This window comes from Nocardia sp. NPDC006044, from assembly GCF_042871115.1.
Lineage (GTDB): Bacteria > Actinomycetota > Actinomycetes > Mycobacteriales > Mycobacteriaceae > Nocardia.
Genome location: NZ_JBIAID010000002.1, coordinates 914,656 through 931,377, shown reverse-complemented (window position 1 = coordinate 931,377; position 16,722 = coordinate 914,656). Strand labels below are relative to the sequence as shown.

Sequence of the window (16,722 nt, the reverse complement as noted above, 5' to 3'; positions counted from 1 at the left end):
TCCTGTTCAGGCTAGATACCGGTGCACGAGCATGACCGCCATCGCGCCCTCGCCGACCGCCGAGGCGACCCGCTTGGCCGAGTCGGCGTGCACGTCGCCGGCCACGAACACGCCGGGCACGCTGGTTTCCAGATGATGGGGTGGACGGGTCAGTTCCCAGCCCGCCGGGCGCGCGCCGTCGACCAGCAGGTCTGGGCCGGCCAGCACGTAGCCGGCCTCGTCGCGCTTGATCACCCCGTCCAGCCAATCGGTTTGCGGTGCGGCGCCGATGAACAGGAACAGGCGCTCGGCCTCGGCCTTTTCCTCGTTGCCGGTTTCGTTGTTGCGCAACACGATCTGTTGCAGATGCTCGTCGCCGTCGGCGGCGATCACCTCGGTATTGGTGTGCACCTTGATATTCGGCAATTGCGCGATCTGCTGGACCAGGTAGTGCGACATCGAATTGTCCAGCGAGCCGGACCGCACGACCAGATGGACGGTTTTCGCGTTGCGGGACAAGAACACCGCCGCCTGTCCGGCGGAATTCGCGCCGCCGACGATATAGACGTCGCGGTCGGCGCATTCGGCGGCCTCGGTCATCGCCGAGCCGTAATACACACCGCGCCCGGTGAAGTCGTCGACGCCGCGGGCCGGATGCCTGCGGTAGTCGACGCCGGTCGCGATGATCACCGTATGCGCGCAGAGCCGGCCTCCGTCGGCGAAGCGCACCGTGCGCGCGGAACCGTTGACCTCCAGCGAGGTCACCTCGCGGGTGGTGATCACCTCGGCGCCGAACTTCGCCGCCTGCCGCCGCGCCCGATCGGCGAGCTGACCGCCGGACACGCCATCCGGGAAGCCGAGGTAGTTCTCGATGCGCGAGCTCTGCCCGGCTTGACCGCCGGTCGCGGTGCGCTCGACCAGCACGGTGCGCAGGCCCTCCGAGGCGCCGTACACCGCGGCGCCGAGCCCGGCCGGCCCGCCGCCGACCACGATCAGGTCGTAGAAATCGCCCGTCGCGTTGACCGTGAGCCCGACGTTCTGCGCGAGCTCGTTGTCCGACGGCTGCACCAGGGCGTCACCGGTCGCGGTGATGACCACCGGACATCGCTCGGGATCGGCGCCGGCCGCCTCGAGCAGCCGCGCGCCCTCCGGCTCGTCGGCCAGGTACCAGCGGTAGGGCAGTTGATTGCGGGCGAGGAACTCGCGCACCTCCGAGGAGCGCGGCGACCAGCGGTTGCCGACCACCTTGGTCTCGGTGACCGGCCGGTGTTCGCTGCTGCGCCAGGCGTCGAGCAGGCCGTCCAGCACCGGGTACAGCTTCTCCTCCGGCGGGTCCCACGGCTTGAGCAGGTAGTGATCCAGGTCGACCACGTTGATCGCGTTGATCGCGGCGCTGGTGTCGGCGTAGGCGGTCAGCAGCACGCGGCGGGCGAACGGGTGCAGGTCCATCGCCTGCTCCAGGAATTCGATGCCGTCCATGCCCGGCATCCGGTAGTCGGCGATCAAGACCGCGACCGGCTGGCCGCGCAATTTCATCTCACGCAGCGCCTCGAGCGCCTGGGCGCCCGATTCCGCGCGCAGAATCCGGTATTCGGCGCCATAGCGTCGCCGCAGGTCGCGCACGACCGCCCGGGAAACCCCGGGGTCGTCGTCGACACTCAGGATGGCCGGTTTCGTGGCAGCGGGTGAAGTCACCTAACGAGTATGAATCGTCGGTGCAAACCGTGTCGTCGGTGTTTCACTCGTAGCGGACACGACCGCGTCACAGCATGTGCTGCCGGATCAGGTCGAGCTCGTCGGTGGTGAGCAGCCGCTCGAGATTTTCCGCGGATTGGCCGCGCCCCGGCGGGCCGCTGTCGGAGTCGTCGGCGGGCAGCAGCGGAACTCGGTCCGCATGGCGTCTGGGTAAGAGGGAGCGCAGGTTCACGGCCGGTCACCTCACGTTGGCGGGAAAGCTGGAGGCAGTGTCTTTGCTTCTTCTATCCGGCATTGTGCGCTGGCCATTACGAAGATCGATGCACAACATGCGGAATGTGACCCAACTGTCTTCCCGATTAAAATGTGCCCTGACTATCGAACGTGACCGACCGGGCAAACTGCCTGCCGCTCACATGAATACCGGAGGCAGCGTTGCCGAAGAATCTCGAAGCCACCATTGATATCGCCGCGCCGCCGGACAAAGTGTGGGCGGTGGTCTCGAATCTCAAGCGCATGCCCGAGTTCAGCCCGCAGTGCGTGCGGATGGTTCCGCTCGGCGCCCCGAAGGCGGGCACCTGGGTGCTCAACCTGAACACCGACGGCAAGAAGTATTGGCCGACCACCGCGCGCATCGTGCGGTTCGAGCCGAACCAGGCGTTCGCGTTCAAGATCAACGAGAACCGGTCGATCTGGAGTTACACGCTGGAGGCGACCGAGTCCGGCACCCGGCTGGTCGAGCGCCGCGACATGCCCAACGGCACCACCTGGTTCTCCCGCAAGTCCATCGATGCCGCGCTCGGCGGCGAAGCGCCGTTCGAGGAGGCACTGATCCGCGGCATGCACGAGACGCTCGGCAAGATCAAGACCGAGGTCGAGGCGCACATCTAGTTCGGCGTGTTCGGGCTCGGTGGTTCGCGTTCGATGCGTAAGTTGCCGAGTATGCGAATGACGCGCTGGCCTGCGGCGGCTGCCGCACTCGCGGCGACCGCCGCACTGGCGACGGGCTGCGGCTCGTCGGATGCGGGACCCGAGCGCGAGGTGACCGTGGTCGGCAGCGGTCAGGTGCGCGGCGCCCCGGACATCCTGAACGCCGACATCGGCGTCGAGGTCACCGCGGACAACGTCTCGGCCGCGATCAGCCGGGCCAACGACCGGGCCAAGGCGATGACCGACGCGATAATCGGCGCGGGCGCCACCCGGGAGGACGTGCGCACCACCGACGTCTCGATCCAGCCGCAGTACGCGGGCGGCCAGGACGGCGGCAACACCGTCGTCGGCTACCGCGCCGGCAACTCGGTCCGCGTCGTCGTGCGGGATCTGAGCAAGGCTTCCGGCGTGCTGGACAGCGCGATCAAGGCCGGCGGCAACGAAACCCGGCTGCGCTCGGTGTCTTTCGCGATCGACGACAACTCGCAGCTGCTCGCCGACGCCAGGGCGCGCGCGTTCGCCGATGCCAAGGCCAGGGCGGAGCAGTACGCGGTGCTCGCCGGGGTGCGGCTGACGAAGGTCATGACCATCACCGAGGCGAACAGCCGCGACGACGACGGCGCCAAGCTGTCCGGGCGGGACTCGGCCGCCCAGTCGGTTCCGCTGGAGCCGGGCACCCAGACGGTGACCTTCACCGTGAAGGTCACCTGGGGCCTGGGCTAGACCGTGATCGCGAACTTCGGCAGCGTCACGACCTGCGCCGCGTAGGACAGCCCGGCGCCGAACGCGATGAGCAGCGCGGTATCGCCCGGCTTCGACTCACCCTTGCGCAGCAGCGATTCCATCGCCAGCGGGATCGACGCGGCCGAGGTGTTGCCGGTCTCCTCGATGTCGTTGGCCAGCGCGCAGTTCTCCGGCAGCTTCAGCACCCGGGCCATGATCTCGATGATCCGGCCGTTGGCCTGGTGCGGAATCATCGCGTCCAGGTCCTCGGTGGACAGCCCGGCCCGGTCGATGGCGTCGCGGCACACCTTCTCCAACGAGTGTGCGGCCCAGCGGAATACCGCCGTGCCCTCCATCGCCAAGTAGGGGCGGACCGCGTCGGTGCCCTTCTCCTCGATCTCGCGGAAGAACTCGACCCAGTCCTTGTCCTGGCGGATCGCGTGATGCTGGGTGCCGTCCGAGCCCCACACCGTCGGCCCGATGCCGGGCTCGTCGGACGGGCCGACGATCACCGCGCCCGCGCCGTCGGCGAACAGGAAGGCGGTGGAGCGGTCGGTCGGGTTGATCGTGTCGGTCAGCTTCTCCACGCCGATCACCAGCACGTGGCCCGCGGTGCCGCCGCGGACCAGGTCCGAGGCCAGCGCGAGCGCGTGGCAGAAGCCCGCGCAGCCGGCGGAGACGTCGAAGGCGGCCGAGCCGTTCATGCCCAGTTCGGTGGCGATCCGCGGTGCGGCGGCCGGGGTGAGCAGCAGGTGCGTCGACGTCGCGACGATCACGCAGTCGACCTGGTCGACCGCGATCCCCGCTGATTCCAGTGCCCCCTGGGCGGCCGCGACGCTCATGCTCTGGACGGTCTCCGACTCGTCGGCGAAGCGCCGGGTCTTGATCCCCGACCTCGTCTGGATCCACTCGTCGCTCGAGTTGATCGGACCCGCCACCTCGTCGTTGGTGACGACTCGAACCGGGCGGTATACGCCGAGTCCGAGGATCGCCGTGTGCTCTGCCCCGGTGGTCTGGGCGATTCGAGCAGCCATGTGCGTCTCCTATGTACCTGCGGCACCGCCGCCGGGTTGTCCCCGAAGCTTCGAAATGGATCCCTCATCAGCCGCCACCTACGGAGCCGTAGACATGAGGCACCCTCATATTAGCCCGAGAGTCGGCGTTTCGCCGTGCGTATTCTCACAAACTCCGGGTATCCGCGGATTAGCATGCTGAAAGCTCAGTCCAGCGTGCCCCAACTATGTGTCTGCTTTCTTACGGCTCGACGGACAGCAGGCGCGGATTGCGAGGACACCATGCTCGGTCTCGGGATTATCGGATGGATCGTCATCGGCGGTCTTGCCGGGTGGATCGCCAGCAAGATCATGAAGACGGACGCCCAGCAGGGCATCTTGCTCAACATCGTGGTCGGCATCGTCGGCGGCCTGCTCGGCGGCTTCCTGCTGAAGCTGCTCGGCGTCGACGTCGAAGGCGGCGGCCTCTGGTTCAGCTTCTTCACCTGCATCGCCGGCGCCGTGATTCTGCTGTTCCTGGTCGGCCTGGTGACGGGACGCCGGGTCCGAAGCTGACGACACCCTGCCACAGGCTCCTTTCCCGTAAGGTGTGAACGCTTGCGCCGGTCCACTCGTCGACGGCGCGATCCGACTGCATCTAGCACGAAAGAGGAGCCTGTGGCCCGCCGTCCCACGCCGCCCGGCACGCCTGACCGCACCGGAGTCGGCCACGTCGCCGATCTGGTTCGCAACGCGATCCCCCCGCTGCACCCCGCCGGGCTTCCGTTCGTCGCCGCACCCCTGGCCGTCGCCGTCCTCGGCGGCAAGCGCAAGTGGGTCCGCCGGACGGGCCTGCTGGCCGCCGCCGCGTGCGCGACCTTCTTCCGGCACCCGAACCGGGTGCCGCCGAACCGGCCCGGCGCCGTGGTCGCGCCCGCGGACGGCGAGATCGCCCTCGTCGACACCGCCGCGCCCCCCGCGGAATTGGGCCTCGGCGACCAGCCGCTGCCCCGGGTGAGCATCTTCCTGTCCGTGCTCGATGTGCACGTGCAGCGCACGCCGGTCTCTGGCGTCGTGCGTTCGGTCCAGCATCAGCCGGGCCAGTTCCGGTCCGCGGATCTGCCCGAGGCCAGCGCGGTGAACGAGCGCAACACCATGGTGCTGGAAACCCCCGCCGGCGATCAGCTGATCGTGGTGCAGATCGCGGGCCTGCTCGCCCGCCGCATCGTGTGCGACGCCCAGGTGGGTGACGTGCTGACCATCGGCGACACCTACGGCCTGATCCGCTTCGGCTCCCGGGTGGACACCTACTTCCCGGCGGGCACCGAGTTACTCGTCGAACCGGGACAGCGCACCATCGGCGGCGAGACCGTCCTGGCGGTGCTCGGGTCCACCCAATCCGTCGTTTCATGATGGAGGCGGCTGCTCCGACCCAGGGACGGCGGCGCCGCTCTATTCGGCTGCTGCCGAGCGTGGTGACCATCCTCGCGCTGTGTTCCGGACTGTCCGCGGTGAAGTTCGGCCTGGACAACCGGCTCGATCTCGCGCTGGCCATGGTCGGCGCCGCGGCCGTGCTGGACACCCTCGACGGCCGGCTGGCCCGAATGCTGGACGCCACCAGCAAGATCGGCGCGGAGCTGGACTCGCTCTCCGACGCCATCTCGTTCGGCGTCGCGCCCGCCCTCGTGCTCTACGTGACGCTGCTGCACTCCGAGACCGCGGGCTGGATCATCGCCCTGCTGTTCGCGGTGAGCATCGTGCTGCGCCTGGCCAGGTTCAATACCCTGCTGGACGACGACACCCGGCCGGAATGGTCGCGCGAGTACTTCGTCGGGGTGCCCGCGCCCGCCGCGGCGCTCATCGCGATGGCGCCGGTCGCGTTGTTCGTGCTGTTCGGCGACGGCTGGTGGGTCGGCTTCTACGCGGTCGCCGCGTGGACCGTGCTCGCGGCCGCGCTGGCGGTCAGCACCGTGCCGACGCTGGCCATGAAGTCGGTGTCGGTGGCGCCGCAGGCGGCGGCCGGGCTGCTGGTGCTCGTCGCGCTGGCCGCGGCGCTGCTGGTCACCTATCCGACGGTGCTGCTGCTGATCTTGATCGCGCTGTACCTGGTGCACATCCCGTTCGCCTGGCATTCCCAGCGCTGGGTCGCCGCGCGCCCGGAGACCTGGACGCACAAGCCGGCCGAGCGGCGCGCGCAACGCCGGGCCCAGCGGCGGCCGGTGATCCGCCGCCCGGCCATCCGCGGCTCCACCGCGCGGCTGCGTTTGCGCAGGCCAGGCGGCAAGCGACGGGAGACCGACGACCTGTCCCGCTGAACCTTGTTTCCTGCTGGGATTTCTTAAGGTCTTGGAAAGCCGGGGCGACCAAGCTCTCGGAGCATGGGCACTCTGGCGGCAGTGGGTGGCTTCGACTTCGGTGAGTGGGGGATCGGTGGCTTCGGCGCCACCCGGTTCGGCCTGAAGCGATTGCTCGGTATCGCGGATTCCGCGCGGGGTGAACACGGTCGGCTGTCCGACCGTGCGAGCGGTACGGTCATGTCCGGTGGGCGGGCGCGGAAGAAGGTAGCGGTGGAGCCGGACGGGTTGGGCGTATTCGTGACGCATCGTCCCCGGCTGTTCGCCCTCGCCTACCGGATGCTCGGTGCGGCCGGGGAAGCCGAAGACGCCGTACAGGAGACCTATCTGCGCTGGGCTGCCGCCGATCGCAGCCGGATTCGTTCCGCCGAGGCCTGGCTGACCACCGTGCTGGTGAATCTGTGCCGCACCTGGCTGGTTTCGGCGCGGGCGCGCCGGGAGACGTACGCCGGGCCGTGGCTGCCCGAGCCGGTGTCCACCGAGCGCGGCGAGCTCGGTCCGCTGGAGACCGTCGAGGAACGCGAGCTGGTCTCGTTCGCGCTGCTGACCGCGCTGGAACGGTTGTCGCCGGTCGAGCGGGCGGTGTTCGTGCTGCGCGAGGCGTTCGGCTACGCCCACCGCGAGATCGCCGACATGCTCACCATCAGCGAGGCCAACTCGCAGCAGGTCTACCGGCGGGCCGGGGTGCGGGTGCGCGAGGGCCGGGCGCGCTTCGACATTCCGGGCGAGTACGCCGGCGAACTGATCAAGCGGTTCCTGAAGGCGGCACGGACCGGGGACATCGAGTCGCTGGAACAGATGCTCACCGCCGACGCGGTCTCGATCGCGGACGGCGGCGGGCAGCTCGACACGGCCCGGCGGCCGGTGGTCGGGGCGAAGAAGGTCGCCAGGTACGTGTCCGGGCTGTTCCGCTGGGAGGTGCCCGGCATGGAGATCCGCGTCGAGCAGGTGAACGGCGCGCCCGCCGCGGTGGCCAGGGTGAACGGCCTGCCGGTGGCGGTGGTCGCGGTGGAGCTGGTCGAGGGCGCGGTCGCGACGCTGCGGCTGGTCGTGAATCCGGAGAAGCTGGCCTATCTCGCCAGGTCGACCGCCCCCGCGCAGTAGGTCGCGAGCGACCGTGAGATTGCCGTCAACTCGGGGTTGACGATGACAAATCGTCAACCTATCGTTGACGCATGACGATTCCCTACCGCCTCGACGATCTGATCGACGGCATCAAGAAGGCCCGACCCGACAACGTGCTCGACCAGCTGTCCGACGCAGTGGTCACCGGAAATCACCTCGGCGAACTGGCCGATCACCTGATCGGCCACTTCGTCGACCAAGCTCGCCGGGCCGGCGCCTCGTGGACCGATATCGGCGCCAGCATGGGCGTCACCAAGCAGGCCGCGCAGAAGCGGTTCGTGCCGAAGGGGCCCGGCGACGTGGCCCAGGCCGCGCTAATGGATCCCAACGCGGGCTTCGCCCGGTTCACCGACCGGGCGCGTTCGGTCATCGTGGCCGCGCAGGAATCCGCCCGCACCACGAACCACCAGGAGATCAAGCCCCCGCACCTGGTGCTCGGCCTGCTCGCCGAACCCAACGGCATCGGTGCGAAAGAGATCCTGACCAGCGGCATCACCCTGGACGCCGTGCGCGCCGCCGCAACCGCCGCGCTGCCGGCGGGCGAAGGCGATGTGCCCCCGCTCATCCCGTTCGATCCGGAGGCCAAGAAGGTTCTCGAGTTGACCTTCCGCGAAGCGCTTCGCCTGGGCCACAACTACATCGGCACCGAGCACATCCTGCTCGCGCTGCTCGAGCAGGAGAACGGTAACGGCCTGCTCACCGGCCTCGGCATGGATAAGGCGAAGACCGAGGCGCACATCGTCGAACTGCTCGCCGCGTTCGTCGCCGACCAGCAGTGAGTCGCGGATGGGCGTCGATATGAGCGGAGGCGCGATGAAGATCGGTGCGGCCGTCCTCGCGGTGTCCATCTCGGCCGGGGCAGTCCGTTCGACGGCCGTGCGCGGACGGATTCGCCGTGCGCGCAACGGAGTTCGAGCGGTCAACGCCACCCGGGTGCGCAGGCGGCGGCTGCTTCGCTCGCGCGGCACCGCGTCCCGGCGGCAGGTCGGGCAGCGCCCGCTCGACCTGCCGCTGGCCGCCTGATCTAGGCGCGTCCGCGCAGCCCGCCACCCCAACGCGGCCACTGCGCTTGCGGTTTCGGCTCGGAGACCAGTGGCGCGCGTTCGATATCGGTGACGTACAGCGGTAGCTGCGGCGCCAGTTCCGCCAGTAACGCCAGCGTCTTTCCGCCCTGCGCCGCCCGGTACTCGAGCATGGTCAGCCCGACCAGTTGCAGGAATCGCACACTCCCGTGCGGAGTTTCGATGCTGCCGAGTTCCGGGTCGACGGTGAAGCCGACGGCCTGGATGGTGCAGTTCGGCCGGTCGGCCGCGATCGGCCCGTTCGACTTGATCGTGTGCCCCGGCTCGAACCACTTGCCGGACTGGAAGACATAGCGGGCGAGATTCTGCAGAAAGTTCGTGGGCCACACCGGCGGCTCGGTGTCGGTGGGCTCACGGACCAGCCGGAAGGTGAACTCGAAGCCCCAGCCGGACTCGTCGGGGTTGTCCCACTCCTTCTCGTACAGCTCGGTCATGCCGTAACTGATGTAGTGCCAGTGCGGTACCGGTTCGGTGCGTGAGTACGCGCTGATCCCGTCCAGCGGGTCGGGCCCGCCGAGCGACCAGCGGTGATCGGTGGCCCAATGAAAAGGTTCGAGATCGCCGTACAACGGCCGCAGCGCGTCGTCGATGGCGGTCCAGCCGGGTGCTTCACTCACCCGATCACCATAGGCGGAAGCTCCGGCCGTGCGCGGTCTGCGGACGGAGCGCGCACGGCCGGCAGGTCGGTGCTCCGCGCCGGTCGAGCCGAATTGCCTTGGCGGACAGCCTGGTCAGTCCTGCGGTACGTTGCGGGCGAGTTCGTCCAGCCAGGCCGCGGCCGACGCGTCGCTCGGCGCGCGCCAGTCACCGCGCGGCGAGAGCGAGCCGCCGGACCCGACCTTCGGCGCGTTGGGCAGCGTCGAGCGTTTGAACTGACTGGTCTGGACGAACCGGCGCAGGAACTCGGCCAGCCAGTGCTTGATCGTGGCGAGGTCGTAGGCGTTGCGCTGGTCGGCGGGAATGAGTTCCGGCCAGTGCCCGCGGCTCGGATCCAACCACGCGTGCCTGGCCAGATAGGCGATGCGGCTGGGGAGATAGCCGAAACGCAGCAGGTAGTAGAGGTGGAAATCCTGGAGTTCGTACGGTCCGACGGTGGCCTCGGAACTCTGCCCCGGCGCGGACGAATCCGCGTCCGGCACCAGCTCCGGGGAGATCTCGGTGCGCAGGATCGACGCGAGCACCTCGCCCGCGGCGGGCCCGAACTGCGCGGTCTCCACCGACCAGGCGATCAGGTATTTGATCAGTGTCTTCGGCACCGACGCGTTCACGCTGTAGTGCGCCATGTGATCGCCGACGCCGAAAGTGCACCAGCCCAGGGCGAGTTCGCTGAGGTCGCCGGTGCCGATGACGAGCGCGTTGTGCTGGTTGGCCAGCCGGAACAGATGCGACGTGCGCTCGCCCGCCTGCACGTTCTCGTAGGTGATGTCGTACTGCGGCGCGCCGTCGGCGGCCGGGTGGCCGAGATCACGCAGCATCTGGGTGGCCGACGGGCGGATGTCGATCTCCCGCGCGGTCACCCCGAGCGCGTCCATCAGCCGGTGCGCGTCGGTGCGAGTCCGGGTGCTGGTCGCGAACCCGGGCATGGTGTACGCCAGCACATTTGCGCGCGGCAGCCCGAGCCGGTCCATCGTCTCCGCGGCGACGATCAGCGCCAGTGTGGAGTCCAGGCCGCCGGAAACGCCGATGACCACCCGCTCGATCCCGGTGGCCCGCAGCCGCGTGCTCAGCCCCTCCACCTGGATGTGGCGCACCTCCGCGCAACGCTCGTTGCGCGCCGCGGAATCCGCGGGAACGTACGGGAAGCGCTCGATTTCGCGCCGCAGCTCGACCGCGCCCGCCGGAATCGGCAACTCGACCTCGATCCGGCGCAGCCGGGTCAGCCGATCCCGGTGGTCGTGCACATTGTCAGCAAAGCTGGTGGTGCGCAGCCGATCCGCGGCCAGCCGGCGCAGATCGAGATCGGCGGTCACCAGCTGCGGATGGTCGGCGAAGCGCTCACCCTCGGCGAGCAGGTCGCCGTTCTCGCAGACCAGCGCCTGCCCGTCCCAGGCCAGGTCGGTCGTCGATTCCCCGTGTCCCGCAGCCGAATACAGGTACGCGGCCAGATAGCGCGCCGAATGCGACGTGCACAGTGCCCGGCGGTAGTCCGCCTTGCCGATGACGATATTGCTCGCCGACAGGTTGACCAGCACCGTTGCTCCGGCCAGCGCCGCATAACCGCTGGGCGGCAACGGAACCCACCCGTCCTCGCAGATCTCCAGATGGAACACGAACCCGTCGAGATTGCTCGCCGTGAACAGCAGATCCGCGCCGAACGGCGCCCGCTGCCCGGCGATGGTGACGTGCGTTTCCAGGTTCTCCCTGGCCGCCGCGAACTGGCGCTTCTCGTAGAACTCCCGATAGTTCGGCAGATAGCTCTTCGGCACCGCCCCGAGCACCACTCCCCGGCAGATCGCGACGGCGCAGTTGAACAGCCGTCCCTGGGTGCGCACCGGCGCGCCCACCACCAGCACCGTATCGATGTCGGCGCTCGCCGCGACCACCTGCGCCAGCGCCGCCCGCACCGCGTCGTCCAGCGCGTCTTGGTGGAACAGGTCGTCGGCGCTGTAGCACGAAAGCCCCAGCTCGGGGAACACGGTCAGGACGACCGAGTCGGCCGCCGCCTGCCGGGCGAGCAGCAGCGTCTGCTCCACGTTGTAGTCCGGGTCTGCGACCCGGACCCTGGGCACGGCCACCGCCACCCGGGCGAAGTCGTGCCGGTAGAGCGAGCCGAAGGGCAGTTCACGCACTGCCGTCCCCCTTCGCCGAGGATGCGGAGTTGATCATGATTTCCCCTCCGCAACCTACCCTCGATGGTTGCCCGCTAAGCTATAGCAATGGCGGATGAAACGGATTCCGACCTAATCGCGGGGGAACGACGCGCCGATCTGCTGCGTGCGCTTTCTTATGTGTCCACAGAGTCACAGCCGGACGGCAGCTACGTCGTCAACGGCGACCTTCCCCCCGAGGTGGCGCCCCCATTTATTCGGGCGATCATGCGGGTCGAAGCGGAGTTGTTGTTGCACGATGCGGAGCTGGTGACGGTGGAGGGCGGCGAGCCCCGCTCCCCGGAGGAACGCCGGACCGACGCGTTCGTCGCGTTGGTCCTGCGCGTCGACGATCGGGCCTGACGCCGAACCTTGCACTCGGCACCCCCGAGTGCTAGAAATGGCATTGGCACTCTCTACCTGTGAGTGCCAGGTCGGGCCGGTGAGACCGGGTTCCATCGACACCCTCGGTCGTCCGTCGCGGGCACCGAACCTGGCCAGCGTAATGGGGCGATCCAACCTGCGGTCGTCCTGTGTGTCAGCCATACACATGGAGGATCTCAACAACGCCATGGCCAAGACAATTGCGTACGACGAAGAGGCCCGTCGCGGTCTCGAGCGGGGCCTCAATGCCCTCGCTGATGCGGTCAAGGTGACGCTGGGGCCGAAGGGTCGCAACGTTGTCCTGGAGAAGAAGTGGGGCGCCCCCACGATCACCAACGATGGTGTTTCCATCGCCAAGGAGATCGAGCTGGAGGACCCGTACGAGAAGATCGGCGCCGAGCTGGTCAAGGAAGTCGCCAAGAAGACGGACGACGTCGCGGGCGACGGCACCACCACCGCCACCGTGCTCGCCCAGGCGCTCGTGCGCGAGGGCCTGCGTAACGTCGCGGCCGGCGCGAACCCCCTCGGCCTGAAGCGCGGCATCGAGAAGGCCGTCGAGGCTGTCACCGCCAAGCTGCTCGACACCGCCAAGGAGATCGACACCAAGGAGCAGATCGCTGCTACCGCTGGTATCTCCGCCGGCGACTCGTCCATCGGTGAGCTCATCGCCGAGGCCATGGACAAGGTCGGCAAGGAAGGTGTCATCACCGTCGAGGAGAGCAACACCTTCGGCCTCCAGCTGGAGCTGACCGAGGGCATGCGCTTCGACAAGGGCTACATCTCGGGTTACTTCGTCACCGACCCGGAGCGTCAGGAAGCGGTCCTCGAGGACCCGTACATCCTGCTGGTCGGCTCGAAGATCTCGACCGTCAAGGACCTGCTGCCGCTGCTGGAGAAGGTCATCCAGGCCGGCAAGCCGCTGCTGATCATCGCCGAGGACGTCGAGGGCGAAGCCCTGTCGACCCTGGTCGTCAACAAGATCCGCGGCACCTTCAAGTCCGTCGCCGTCAAGGCGCCGGGCTTCGGTGACCGCCGCAAGGCCCAGCTCGCCGACATCGCCATCCTCACCGGTGGCGAGGTCATCAGCGAAGAGGTCGGCCTCTCCCTGGAGACCGCCGGTGTCGAGCTGCTCGGCCAGGCGCGCAAGGTTGTCATCACCAAGGACGAGACCACCATCGTCGAGGGCGCGGGCGACGCGGAGGCCATCAAGGGCCGCGTGCAGCAGATCCGGGCCGAGATCGAGAACTCGGACTCCGACTACGACCGGGAGAAGCTGCAGGAGCGTCTGGCCAAGCTGGCCGGCGGTGTCGCGGTGATCAAGGCCGGCGCCGCGACCGAGGTCGAGCTCAAGGAGCGCAAGCACCGCATCGAAGATGCCGTGCGCAACGCGAAGGCTGCCGTCGAAGAGGGCATCGTCGCCGGTGGTGGCGTTGCGCTGCTGCAGTCGGCGCCCGCCCTGGACGACCTGAAGCTCGAGGGTGACGAGGCGACCGGTGCCAACATCGTGCGCGTCGCGCTGTCGGCTCCGCTGAAGCAGATCGCCTTCAACGCCGGCCTCGAGCCGGGCGTTGTCGCCGAGAAGGTGTCCAACCTGCCCGCAGGCAGCGGCCTCAACGCCGATTCCGGCGTGTACGAGGACCTGCTCGCGGCCGGTGTCGCCGACCCGGTGAAGGTCACCCGCTCCGCGCTGCAGAACGCGGCGTCCATCGCGGCGCTGTTCCTCACCACCGAGGCCGTCGTCGCCGACAAGCCGGAGAAGGCCGCCGCACCTGCTGGCGACCCGACCGGTGGCATGGGCGGCATGGACTTCTGAGTCCGGCCACCCGGCAATACTGCTAGAAACCGAAAGCCGGTCCACCCTCGGGCGGACCGGCTTTCGGCTGTCTGCGGAGTCCCTTCCGCGTGCTTCGAATCCGACTGTACAGGTTAGGCTAACCTATCTACAAGTCCGGTTCAGGAATAATGCTCAGATACCCGTTACGGCGACGACGGTGAAGGGCTTCGGGGTGCCCGGTCCCATCGGCCCGCCCTTGTCGAATTGTGAAGCGACGACCAGGTTCTGGTTGTTGCTGTGCACCGAAGTGGTTGGCAGGCCCAGGGATTCGTCGGCGATGCGCTGATCCAGGGTCGCGGTGGCGCCGTCGTCGCCGATGCTCCAGCGGGAGATGGCGTTGTCGGTGTTCTGCACCACCCACAGTGTGTTGTCCCGCAATTCCAGTCCGTCGCCGTGAATCATGTTGCCGCCGTTCAGGTTCACCTTGCGGATCGGGTCGGCGGCATTCGGGGTGAGGGCGACGCGGAACAGCTCGCCCGCGTTCATGTCGACGACCAGCAGGTAGCGACCGGCGGCGTCGGCCACGATGCCGTTCAGGGTGAAGGCATCGGCCCCGTGCGGCGCGACCGCCGGGGTCAGATCGAAACCTGTGGTCAGATCCGCCCGTCCGCCGTGCGCGGCGACCTCGGCCACCTGTGCGGCGGTGACGCGGTAGACGATGTTTCGGCTGGAGTCGGTCAGGTAGGCGGTGCCGTCCGGCGTGATGGCGATGTCGTTGACGAACCGCGGCGCGGGGCCGGGCACGTCGAACCGGGCAATCAACGCGCGAGTCGCGATGTCGTACACCGTGACTCCGGCGGTCGAGTCGGTCACCCACAGCCGTCCCGCCGGATCGACCCGCAGGCCATTGGCGGTCTTGCGGCCCTCCGCGCCGGCGGGCAGGAAGACCTCGGCCCGTTGGGTTCCCGGCGTCGCTCGGTAGACGGCTCCGGTGGCGTACGAGCCGACATAGGTGTCGCCGGTTCGCGGATCGGCGGCGATGCCCTCGGGGTAGACGCCCTCGCCGGGCAGTTCGTATGCGGTGCTGATGCGCACAGGCTGGGCGGCCCGGTCGGGTTGCGCGGCGGTCTCGGTGGTGCCGCAGGCTGCGGCGGCGGTGCAGGTCAGCGCGATGGCAATGGTCGCCATGCGGCGACGCGGTGCGTGGAACACGGTCGTGCCTCTCATCGAATCTATCCCTTAGATGTATCCACATCTAAGAATGAATACGAAGATAGGTTAGAGTTCTAACATCAGTCAATAGTCTTACGTTAGATCGGGCAGATACCATGCGGTAATGACGTCCCTGCACTCCTCCGAGCGCGTCGGCTCGTACGTGAAGCGCGCCGAGCAGGCGCTGCAAACGGCGAAACATGCCGCGCTGAAGCCGGCGGGCGTCACCGTTCCGCAGTACGCCGCCCTGCTGTTCCTCGACGAGAATCCGGGCATCTCGGCCGCCGCGCTGGCTCGCCTGTGCGGCGTGACCCCACCGACCATGAACGCACTGCTGACCAACCTGCAGGAGCGCGGCCTCATCGAGCGCACCCCGCACGCGTGGCACAAGAACATCCTCGAAACCCGCCTCACCGAGGCCGGCGCCGCGGTGATGCGGGACGCCGACGCCCGCGCGGTCCGGGTGGAGCAGGCGGTGGCAGAGGGCTTCACCGACGCCGAACGCGCCACGCTCGAGCAACTGCTCACCCGCTGCGCGGAGCTCTACGACGCCGTCCGCCCCGAAACCCCCACTGCGCCAAAGAAGTAGGCAGCCGGCGGTCTATGTCCTTTATTGGGCGACCTATTCGGCGGTGTCCCGCGGTCCGCGAACTTCCTTGGTGGACAGGACGAATCAGACGTAACCAGCGGTCCAGTTCGGTTGAAGATTATTCTACGAATTCCCGTCAAAATCGCGTACCGGCAGTACTGCCGGTCGGTATCGTCCGCTTCGGCAAACTGTCAGTGACAATGGATCCGCCCGGTATGAACCGTAACTCGTGACGGTTCTTTCCCCTATCGATCGACCATAAGAACCTGCTGTCCCTGCGACGCGGGTAGCGCTCTTTGGGTGGTCGCTGAGCCGCCTGCAACTCTGCCAACTTTCGGCAAACGCCTGGTCAGTTGCGGGTTGATACCAACGGCCCGATCCATGTCAGGGGCTTCTCGGGCTTCTGTATTGTCTGGCCCAATGTCACAGGATGCGAATACGGGTCGAATGTATGCCGGGCAACCCGTCGAGGACCGGCAACGTCAGCGGCGTGCGCGTTTTCTGGAATCGGGCCTGACGGTCTTCGCGCGCGACGGTTACGCCAATAGTTCGGTCGGCGCCATCTGTAAGGACGCCGGACTCTCCTCACGACAGTTCTACGAGGAGTTCACCGGCCGCGAGTCCCTACTACTAGAGCTCTACGAGCAGATCGATCGCGAGTCGCGCGAGGCGGTCGCCACCGCGATGGAGAGCAAGGCCGACGCGGGCGTGCTCGAGATCATCGACGCGTCCGTGCGCGCCTATGTCGAGTCCATCGGATCGGATCCGCGCAAGGCGCGCGTCGCCCTGGTCGAGGTGGTCGGTGCGGGCCCGAAGGTGGAGAAGTTCCGGCTCGAGTTGCGCCGGATCTGGGGCTCGCTGCTCACCGGGGTCGCCGAGGACGCGGCCATGCAGGGCGAGATCCCGACCGGCGACTACGAGATGCGCGTGCTCGCGGTGATCGGCGCGGTGAACTATGTGGTGGATTCCTGGAGCGGATCGGACCCGCGTCCGCCGCTCGACGAGGTGATCCGGGTGCTGAGCAGGGTGATCATGGGAGCGGTCGGAGCGTAACCACCGAGCGGCCGGGGCGCGGT

At 68.1% G+C, this 16,722-nt stretch carries 18 protein-coding genes; 12 read left to right on the top strand and 6 right to left on the bottom strand.

The genetic code is table 11. The features are described from left to right. Positions 1-6: 6 nt before the first annotated feature. A complete protein-coding gene (locus ACFYO1_RS21830; protein WP_387233772.1) occupies positions 7-1,674 on the bottom strand; it encodes an FAD-dependent oxidoreductase in 1,668 nt (555 codons plus the stop codon). 67 nt (positions 1,675-1,741) lie between these two features. Further along, positions 1,742-1,906, bottom strand: a complete 165-nt coding sequence (locus tag ACFYO1_RS21825; RefSeq protein WP_387233769.1) for a hypothetical protein — start codon at positions 1,904-1,906, stop codon at positions 1,742-1,744. Positions 1,907-2,109: 203 nt separating this feature from the next. On the opposite strand from ACFYO1_RS21825, the gene ACFYO1_RS21820 reads away from it, so the two are divergent. Then, complete coding sequence (locus tag ACFYO1_RS21820) at positions 2,110-2,565, top strand: SRPBCC family protein (protein ID WP_387233766.1); 456 nt, start codon at positions 2,110-2,112, stop codon at positions 2,563-2,565. 33 nt (positions 2,566-2,598) lie between these two features. Further along, the gene (locus tag ACFYO1_RS21815) at positions 2,599-3,327 is read left to right on the top strand and encodes an SIMPL domain-containing protein (protein ID WP_387233763.1); all 729 of its coding nucleotides are present in this window, start codon (positions 2,599-2,601) and stop codon (positions 3,325-3,327) included. Here ACFYO1_RS21815 and ACFYO1_RS21810 read toward each other — a convergent pair. Then, positions 3,324-4,361 carry a beta-ketoacyl-ACP synthase III gene (locus tag ACFYO1_RS21810; protein WP_387233760.1) on the bottom strand — a complete coding sequence of 346 codons (1,038 nt, stop codon included), beginning with the start codon at positions 4,359-4,361 and terminating at the stop codon, positions 3,324-3,326. The genes ACFYO1_RS21815 and ACFYO1_RS21810 overlap by 4 nt on opposite strands. 261 nt (positions 4,362-4,622) lie before the next feature. Between ACFYO1_RS21810 and ACFYO1_RS21805 the strand changes: the two genes are divergently transcribed. The 6 genes from ACFYO1_RS21805 to ACFYO1_RS21780 all read left to right on the top strand — a co-directional run bounded on the left by ACFYO1_RS21805 (position 4,623) and on the right by ACFYO1_RS21780 (position 8,821). Then, positions 4,623-4,895, top strand: a complete 273-nt coding sequence (locus tag ACFYO1_RS21805) for a GlsB/YeaQ/YmgE family stress response membrane protein (protein ID WP_387235298.1) — start codon at positions 4,623-4,625, stop codon at positions 4,893-4,895. 102 nt (positions 4,896-4,997) lie between these two features. Further along, a complete protein-coding gene (locus ACFYO1_RS21800) occupies positions 4,998-5,732 on the top strand; it encodes a phosphatidylserine decarboxylase (protein ID WP_387233758.1) in 735 nt (244 codons plus the stop codon). Then, positions 5,732-6,634, top strand: coding sequence for a CDP-alcohol phosphatidyltransferase family protein (locus ACFYO1_RS21795; RefSeq protein ID WP_387235295.1), 903 nt, complete (start codon positions 5,732-5,734; stop codon positions 6,632-6,634). Before ACFYO1_RS21800 ends, ACFYO1_RS21795 begins: the two co-directional genes overlap by 1 nt. 63 nt (positions 6,635-6,697) lie before the next feature. Beyond that, positions 6,698-7,777, top strand: a complete 1,080-nt coding sequence (locus ACFYO1_RS21790) for an RNA polymerase sigma-70 factor (RefSeq protein WP_387233755.1) — start codon at positions 6,698-6,700, stop codon at positions 7,775-7,777. 71 nt (positions 7,778-7,848) lie between these two features. Next, the gene (locus ACFYO1_RS21785; RefSeq protein WP_387233753.1) at positions 7,849-8,577 is read left to right on the top strand and encodes a Clp protease N-terminal domain-containing protein; all 729 of its coding nucleotides are present in this window, start codon (positions 7,849-7,851) and stop codon (positions 8,575-8,577) included. Positions 8,578-8,611: 34 nt separating this feature from the next. Further along, positions 8,612-8,821 carry a hypothetical protein gene (locus tag ACFYO1_RS21780; RefSeq protein ID WP_387233751.1) on the top strand — a complete coding sequence of 70 codons (210 nt, stop codon included), beginning with the start codon at positions 8,612-8,614 and terminating at the stop codon, positions 8,819-8,821. Position 8,822: 1 nt separating this feature from the next. Here ACFYO1_RS21780 and ACFYO1_RS21775 read toward each other — a convergent pair whose 3' ends face one another. Together ACFYO1_RS21775 and ACFYO1_RS21770 are read right to left on the bottom strand one after the other, a co-directional pair. Next, complete coding sequence (locus ACFYO1_RS21775; RefSeq protein WP_387233748.1) at positions 8,823-9,497, bottom strand: suppressor of fused domain protein; 675 nt, start codon at positions 9,495-9,497, stop codon at positions 8,823-8,825. 114 nt (positions 9,498-9,611) lie between these two features. Then, positions 9,612-11,669 (bottom strand): NAD(+) synthase, encoded by a 2,058-nt coding sequence (locus ACFYO1_RS21770; RefSeq protein WP_387233745.1) that lies wholly within the window; start codon positions 11,667-11,669, stop codon positions 9,612-9,614. A gap of 87 nt (positions 11,670-11,756) precedes the next feature. Here ACFYO1_RS21770 and ACFYO1_RS21765 point away from each other — a divergent pair, with 87 nt between their 5' ends. Both ACFYO1_RS21765 and groL read left to right on the top strand, forming a co-directional pair. Beyond that, positions 11,757-12,050 carry a hypothetical protein gene (locus ACFYO1_RS21765; protein WP_107659693.1) on the top strand — a complete coding sequence of 98 codons (294 nt, stop codon included), beginning with the start codon at positions 11,757-11,759 and terminating at the stop codon, positions 12,048-12,050. Between the two features lie 208 nt (positions 12,051-12,258). Then, on the top strand, positions 12,259-13,884 hold the full coding sequence (gene groL / locus ACFYO1_RS21760) for a chaperonin GroEL (RefSeq protein ID WP_387233740.1): 1,626 nt from the start codon (positions 12,259-12,261) through the stop codon (positions 13,882-13,884). A gap of 153 nt (positions 13,885-14,037) precedes the next feature. On the opposite strand, the gene ACFYO1_RS21755 is transcribed toward groL, so the two are convergent. After that, a complete protein-coding gene (locus ACFYO1_RS21755) occupies positions 14,038-15,072 on the bottom strand; it encodes an SMP-30/gluconolactonase/LRE family protein (RefSeq protein ID WP_387233737.1) in 1,035 nt (344 codons plus the stop codon). A 109-nt stretch (positions 15,073-15,181) separates the two neighbouring features. Here ACFYO1_RS21755 and ACFYO1_RS21750 point away from each other — a divergent pair, with 109 nt between their 5' ends. Then, on the top strand, positions 15,182-15,646 hold the full coding sequence (locus tag ACFYO1_RS21750) for a MarR family winged helix-turn-helix transcriptional regulator (RefSeq protein ID WP_387233734.1): 465 nt from the start codon (positions 15,182-15,184) through the stop codon (positions 15,644-15,646). Positions 15,647-16,066: 420 nt separating this feature from the next. Beyond that, the gene (locus tag ACFYO1_RS21745) at positions 16,067-16,699 is read left to right on the top strand and encodes a TetR/AcrR family transcriptional regulator (protein WP_387233731.1); all 633 of its coding nucleotides are present in this window, start codon (positions 16,067-16,069) and stop codon (positions 16,697-16,699) included. Positions 16,700-16,722: the final 23 nt, after the last annotated feature.

Bases quoted from the DNA above. Each gene is read 5' to 3' on its own strand.
- ACFYO1_RS21815 (WP_387233763.1), top strand. From the start codon at position 2,599: ATGCGTAAGTTGCCGAGTATGCGAATGACGCGCTGGCCTGCGGCGGCT.
- ACFYO1_RS21810 (WP_387233760.1), bottom strand. From the start codon at position 4,361: ATGGCTGCTCGAATCGCCCAGACCACCGGGGCAGAGCACACGGCGATC.
- ACFYO1_RS21805 (WP_387235298.1), top strand. From the start codon at position 4,623: ATGCTCGGTCTCGGGATTATCGGATGGATCGTCATCGGCGGTCTTGCC.
- ACFYO1_RS21795 (WP_387235295.1), top strand. From the start codon at position 5,732: ATGGAGGCGGCTGCTCCGACCCAGGGACGGCGGCGCCGCTCTATTCGG.
- ACFYO1_RS21790 (WP_387233755.1), top strand. From the start codon at position 6,698: ATGGGCACTCTGGCGGCAGTGGGTGGCTTCGACTTCGGTGAGTGGGGG.
- ACFYO1_RS21785 (WP_387233753.1), top strand. From the start codon at position 7,849: ATGACGATTCCCTACCGCCTCGACGATCTGATCGACGGCATCAAGAAG.
- ACFYO1_RS21780 (WP_387233751.1), top strand. From the start codon at position 8,612: ATGAAGATCGGTGCGGCCGTCCTCGCGGTGTCCATCTCGGCCGGGGCA.
- ACFYO1_RS21765 (WP_107659693.1), top strand. From the start codon at position 11,757: ATGGCGGATGAAACGGATTCCGACCTAATCGCGGGGGAACGACGCGCC.
- groL (WP_387233740.1), top strand. From the start codon at position 12,259: ATGGCCAAGACAATTGCGTACGACGAAGAGGCCCGTCGCGGTCTCGAG.
- ACFYO1_RS21755 (WP_387233737.1), bottom strand. From the start codon at position 15,072: ATGAGAGGCACGACCGTGTTCCACGCACCGCGTCGCCGCATGGCGACC.
- ACFYO1_RS21750 (WP_387233734.1), top strand. From the start codon at position 15,182: ATGACGTCCCTGCACTCCTCCGAGCGCGTCGGCTCGTACGTGAAGCGC.
- ACFYO1_RS21745 (WP_387233731.1), top strand. From the start codon at position 16,067: ATGTCACAGGATGCGAATACGGGTCGAATGTATGCCGGGCAACCCGTC.